Here is a 6,314-nt window from a genome sequence, read left to right as displayed (position 1 = left end):
GTATTGAAATTTCATCATCGCCGAAATCAAGATGAATCCTTTCATACTTGATAAGTGTAGGAAGGGTATCAACGAGAAGCCTGTCTTCAAATATAACACCTTTTACACTTATCAATTTTACATCAGCTCTTATTTCTTCTTTAAATAAAGGAATTTTGACCCAGAGAGGATTCTCTATATTAGGCCTTCCTGTAAAGCCCTCTGTTTTAATTTGCAGATCTAGAGGCGGTGTTGAAAGGATTGCTTTCATTCCGTCATGTTCTGTTAATCCATAAAGAATAAGATGAAACCTGATATGAAAAATCAATCCTTTGTACATATAGTCAACTTTTACCGGAACTTCAGTTCTGCTTCTCGCAATTTTGTCATCATCGCTGGGTATCAGAGAATCAATAACCATGTAGGGTGTATCACCCTTAAATTGCTTCTCAAGTATCATAGAATAGTAAAGATCATCATTGTGAAGAATGATAAGCGGGCTTTTCTTTGAAATACACATCTCTACAATCCCTTTGCAGAGATCCGGATCAAAACGCTGCCTGAATTCACTTATATTAATCTTTACCATAAAAAATCTCCTCTATTCACCTGACTGATTTACATAATGTTCGGCAAGCTCTTCTTCTGTTACACGGGTTAACTCATCTTTGGGCAGCAGGGAAACTACTTCCCAGCCCAAGTCAAGAGTCTCCTCTATAGATCTGTCTTCATCCTTCCTTTGAGATAAAAACCTTTCCTCGAAAGCATCTCCGAATTTCAAATAAGTATGATCAAGAGGTGTAAGCTCTTCCTCGCCGATTACAGATGCGAGCGCTCTGACTTCTTTCACTTTTGCGTAAGCTGCAAAAAGCTGGCTTGCAAGATGAGCATGATCCTTTCGGGTCATACCTTCCCCTATTCCATCCTTCATAAGACGGGAAAGGGACGGAAGCCCTGCTATTGGAGGATAAATCCCCTTTTGATGCAGTTCTCTTTCAAGAACAATCTGGCCTTCTGTTATATAACCGGTCAAATCAGGCACGGGATGAGATATGTCATCATTGGGCATTGTCAAAATCGGCATCTGAGTAATTGATCCTTCAGACCCTTCAACTATACCTGCACGCTCGTACAGAGAAGCAAGATCCGAATAGAGATATCCCGGATAACTCTTTCTTGAGGGAATCTCTCCTCTGACTGTTGAAATTTCACGCAGAGCTTCACAGTAATTAGTCATATCTGTCATTACTACCAGAACATGCATACCAAGGTCGTAAGCGAGATATTCCGCCATTGTAAGCGCAGAGCGGGGTGTAACAAGCCTCTCAACAGAAGGGGAGTCAGCAAGAGAAAGAAACATTACTACTTTTTCAAGAACTCCGGTATCTCTGAAGTTATTTATAAACATCCGTGCAATATCATGTTTTACCCCCATTGCACAAAAAACAATCGCAAAAGATACATCTTCTCCCACTATCTTTGCCTGCCTTACAATCTGTGCAGCAACATTGTTGTGTGGTAAACCTGAACCTGAAAATACCGGCAGTTTCTGCCCTCTGACAAGAGTATTCATTCCGTCAATCGCAGATATTCCTGTTTGTATAAATTTTGTGGGATAATTTCTTGCAGTTGGATTAACAGGAAGGCCGTTCACATCCCTTCTCTCCTCAGCAACAGGTTCAGGCCCGCCGTCAATAGGCCTTCCCAGGCCGTCAAAAACCCTGCCCTGCATCTCTTCTGTCACAGGAATAGTAAGGGGCGAACCTGAAAATCGTACAGAAGTTTCAGGAAGAGTCAATCCGGAAGTGCCTTCAAATACCTGAACAACTGCATAACCTTCGCCAGTTTCAAGCACAATGCCAAGACGCTCTTCTCCATTTGAGTCATGTATTTCCACAAGTTCATTATATCCCACATTGTGAATATTCTCAATAAAAACAAGAGGCCCCACAATTCGGTTTATTCCATGATACTCACGCAGATCTATGTATTTTGAGTTAGAACCGGGCATAAATTTCTCCTAAATGCTTCATCTCCCGTTCAAGCTTTTTCTGCAGTTCATCAAGTTTTTCACACTCTTCATTTGATACTGCAAACTTCATCCTTGAAATATCTCTTAACACTTTAATACGCTTCAGCTTCATTAAAGTCGCGCCCTGCTCAATCGCTTTTTTACCAAGCTGATAAAATGTAACAATTATTTTTAACATTTTTACCTGTTTTTCAACAGTGGAATATCTGTCTATCTCGTCAAAAGCAGACTGCTGGAGAAAAGTCGTTTTAAAAAGCCTGCACGTATCTAATATAAGCCTCTGCTTATCAGGAAGGACATCCGCACCGACAAGTTTCACTACCTGCTGAAGCCTGGCCTCCTGCTGCAGAAGATCAAGCATCTCTTTTCTGTAAGTATCCCACATTGGCGAGCCGTTCTCCCGCCACCACGGGATTACATCTTCAACATATTCGGAATAGGAATCGAGCCACGAAATTGCAGGATAGTGCCGTGCATTTGCCAGATCCCTGTCAAGCGCCCAGAATGCCCTTACAAATCTCTTTGTATGCTGTGTTACCGGCTCTGAAAAATCACCTCCGGGAGGAGATACAGCTCCGACAACCGATACGGATCCGGTTTCACCTGCCAGGGTCTTTACAATTCCGGCCCTTTCATAAAATTCCGCAAGACGTGTGGGAAGATATGCAGGGAATCCCTCTTCTGCAGGCATCTCTTCCATTCTGCCGGAAAGCTCTCTTAATGCTTCTGCCCAGCGTGAAGTAGAATCCGCCATAACAGCAACATGATACCCCTGATCCCTGTAGTACTCTGCTATTGTAATTCCGGTATATATTGATGCCTCTCTAGCAGCAACAGGCATGTTTGATGTGTTTGCTATAAGAATTGTTCTCTCCATAAGGGATTTACCGGTACGGGGATCTACAAGTTCAGGGAACTGTTTCAAAACATCTGTCATCTCATTTCCCCGCTCACCGCATCCTATGTATACAACAATATCAGCATCAGACCACTTTGCAATCTGGTGCTCGACAGATGTTTTGCCTGTACCGAATCCTCCGGGGATTGTAACAGCGCCGCCTTTTGCAACGGGGAAAAGCGTATCAATTACACGCTGTCCGGTAATAAGGGGTGCAGAGGGTTCAAGCCTGTTCTGAATGGGGCGAGCTTTACGTACAGGCCATCTGTGGAAAAAATGAATATCAGCAGACTTGCCTTTATTCTCCACCTTACATACAATATCCTCTATTTTATAATCACCCTCAGGTGCAATATATTTAATCTTTCCTGACACATCAGGAGGGACAAGTACTTTATGTACAATTCTCTCTGACTCCTGAATCTTCCCAAGAATCTGCCCGGGCAAAACAGCATCGCCCTTTTTCATTTCAGGTGTAAATCCGTACTTCTTCTTTCGGTTGAGGGGAGCTACCTTAATCCCTTTTTGGATGTAAAATCCGCTCATAACCTTTATTTCATAAAGCGGGCGCTGTACACCATCATAAATAGAACCTATAAGGCCGGGGCCAAGCTCAACTGAAAGCGGCATCCCTGAGCCGTAAACATTACTGCCGGGTTTTAATCCTGTTGTGTCCTCATAAACCTGAACTGCAGCAGTGTGCCCGTCTAATCTGATAATTTCTCCTATCAGCCTGTCTTCGCCTACTTCAACCAATTCCATCATGTGAGCATCAGTAATACCCTTTACATACACTATCGGGCCTAAAACACGGCTTACTTTTCCTATGCTGTCATACAAATCTGTCATCTCCCCGATTTACCATAACCCATAAAATCTGAACCGAGCTTTTTTTCAAAACTTTTTACAATCTCCAGCCTGAGTTCAGGCAATATTCTCTCTATTCGAGCAGGGAAACGGTTATCAAAACTTCTTTCACCGTTTACAGTGCGTAATAAAACTCCTCCGGATTTCATCAAATCATCAGAAAATTTTAAGGATACTTCTCTTTTCTCTTTGTCTTTAACATATTTTTCAATTTTCTTCAGCATTTCATGACTTAAAAGCTTCTTTTCTGCGCTGCCTCCGCATACAACAACTTTATCAGTATCAAGTGATTTCACACCTTCCAGTATGAATCCTTTTAAAATATCAATATAAATTTCATGCTCTACTAATTTGTCAAGCTTTTGCAAAAGAGCATCAATAACTCTGTTTATAAGAGCCTCTCTCTCTTTAAGCAATCTCTGCTTTATTTCAAGGTGCACTCCTGACAGCAGCCTTCTTTTAATTTTTTCCTCTTCGGAAGCTGCTTTATTAAATGCTTCCTTTTTTTTGAGCTCAGCCTCTTTTTCAGCTTTTGAAATTATGCTTTCAGATTCTTTCTCAGCGCTATCCACAATTTTTTCTGCTTTTAACTTCGCTTCGCTGATTATTGAACTGATCAACAGCTCATCCGGAGGCTTATTTGTTCCGGAAGTATTCATATTTTTAACCATTCAGCCATTTCCAACATAAAATTAGACACTTAATCCTACCGCATGTTTAACAATATCCCTTACAGACCCCCTGTTTTTGAGAGGCCCATTTCTGTCAGGAATCTCCAGAATTAATGGAAAAGCAGTTGTAAACAACAACTCTTCAACTATATCCTTGACAAGATCAGCAATGCGTTCTGTAATTAAAATAATGCCCAGATTTTCATCTTCTCTCGCTTTTCTAATAGCAGCTTCAGCATCCTGCCTGTTATTCACTACTGTTCCGCTGATGCCGACCAGACGAAAACCAATTACTGTCTCCTCATCGCCGATCACATAAAAACGCATAAATTAAATCTCCTTACACACGGCCAAGAATCATAATAGCAATAATCAATCCGTATATCGCAATTCCTTCTGCCAATCCCACAAAAAGCAGCGCTTTACCTGCAAGATCAGGTTTTTCTCCCAAAGCGCCCATTGCAGCAGCTCCTACATATCCTACGGCAAGGCCTGCACCCAGAGATCCGACGCTTACTGAAATTGCAGCTGCAAGAAAGGCAAACTTGTACACATCAGGATCATGAAGAGGAGTGTTCTGAACTTCAGCCTGTTGTACTGAACCTGATGACTCCTGAGCATGTGTAACAGCTTTTAATCCTGTAAGCCCCATTACAATAAAGAACACAAAAATTAAAATCATACCAAAGCTTACAAGCTGTTTTTTAAAATTTTTCTGAGCTTTGTTTCTCACAATGAATCCTCCTTTAGACATTCTATAAATTCAAACCAGAAAATTATGATAAAATTTCGTTTTTCAGAGGTTTATAAGATTGAGAAGATTCTCTGAAAAAACGGCTGAAAAACTCATAAAACTCAAGACGTACAGCCTGAATTGAAACAACCAGCCCCTCAAGACAGATGATCCCAATATTCCCTACTATAATAATTAGTGCTGAAACCGTACCCCCTGCAACACCGTTCATACTTTTTGAAAGAGAAAATATAGCCATAAAAAGCCCTGCATGTGCAAGGCCGAACGCTGCAATACGAATAAATGAAACAGTATTGGCCAGAAAACCAAGGGATATTTCAAGTACCTCGATAATTCCGCCCATTACTCCTGTTGTAACACCTTCAGGAAAGAGTTTCTTTTTCCCTCTTGCCAATTGAACAACAGGTTCGTGCAGAAATATAAGAACACCGGCAATCAGCATAAGAAGAGGCACAATTACAGGCAAATCCGGAACTGGTTTTGTTGATACTGCTCTTGCAGCCACAGCTATACCGCACCAGTAGATAATACCTGATAGAAAACCGGCTTTATCAAAAATAACTGAAACAATATCTCTTTCTCTTATGCCGTTTATTATATTAAAAAGGATCGCGAGGGATATCATTCCTATACCGAAGTATATTGCAACACGGAACAAATCAGAAATGGATTCCATCGGCCTCATCCACAGGGGTTGTATCCAGTGTTCAACTCCAAAAATACTTCCGAAAAGCAAACCGAAAATCATGCTTGAACTGCCTGCATAAACCATTAAAAGGCCGGCGTTACGGAAGGACACATTGGTTGTTCTTGCTGCAAGAATTCCCCCGATAACAGCAAGTACGGCGCCGTGGCCAAAATCGCCGAACATCAAACCGAACATAAAAAGGAAAGTGAATGCAACAACAGGAGTAGGATCTATTGAATGATAAGCCGGTATACCGAAGGTTTTCGTAATAAGTTCAAAAGGTTTGAAAAATCCGGGGTTATTAATTTCAACAGGGACATCCACTCTGCCTTGTTTAACTGAATCGATATTTTCCGCAGGTGTTATTTTAATTACACATCTGTTCCTCGTTGCGGAAAGCACCGATTGTTGAATATACATACTTC

At 41.3% G+C, this 6,314-nt stretch carries 7 protein-coding genes; all 7 read right to left on the bottom strand.

The genetic code is table 11. The annotated features are described in order from the left end of the window. Window positions 1–568, bottom strand: a 568-nt coding sequence (locus J7K93_06580) for a hypothetical protein (GenBank protein ID MCD6116660.1), incomplete at its 3' end; no start/stop codon positions are given. Window positions 569–580: 12 nt separating this feature from the next. Beyond that, window positions 581–1,990: a V-type ATP synthase subunit B gene (locus J7K93_06575; GenBank protein ID MCD6116659.1), complete on the bottom strand. Its 1,410-nt coding sequence runs from the start codon at window positions 1,988–1,990 to the stop codon at window positions 581–583. Then, window positions 1,977–3,758 carry a V-type ATP synthase subunit A gene (locus J7K93_06570; GenBank protein MCD6116658.1) on the bottom strand — a complete coding sequence of 594 codons (1,782 nt, stop codon included), beginning with the start codon at window positions 3,756–3,758 and terminating at the stop codon, window positions 1,977–1,979. Before J7K93_06570 ends, J7K93_06575 begins: the two co-directional genes overlap by 14 nt. After that, on the bottom strand, window positions 3,755–4,447 hold the full coding sequence (locus J7K93_06565) for a hypothetical protein (protein ID MCD6116657.1): 693 nt from the start codon (window positions 4,445–4,447) through the stop codon (window positions 3,755–3,757). Before J7K93_06565 ends, J7K93_06570 begins: the two co-directional genes overlap by 4 nt. A 21-nt stretch (window positions 4,448–4,468) precedes the next feature. Further along, on the bottom strand, window positions 4,469–4,774 hold the full coding sequence (locus J7K93_06560; GenBank protein MCD6116656.1) for a V-type ATP synthase subunit F: 306 nt from the start codon (window positions 4,772–4,774) through the stop codon (window positions 4,469–4,471). Between the two features lie 13 nt (window positions 4,775–4,787). Then, entirely contained in the window at window positions 4,788–5,099 is a 312-nt protein-coding gene (locus J7K93_06555; GenBank protein MCD6116655.1) for a H+transporting two-sector ATPase C subunit, read from the bottom strand. Window positions 5,100–5,223: 124 nt separating this feature from the next. After that, a partial coding sequence (locus J7K93_06550; GenBank protein MCD6116654.1) for a hypothetical protein occupies window positions 5,224–6,314 on the bottom strand: 1,091 nt, incomplete at its 5' end.

The sequence above is a fragment of the bacterium genome, assembly GCA_021158245.1.
Lineage (GTDB): Bacteria > Zhuqueibacterota > QNDG01 > QNDG01 > QNDG01 > QNDG01.
Note: the sequence above shows the minus strand (reverse complement) of the source record. Positions and strands in the feature narration are given on the sequence as shown.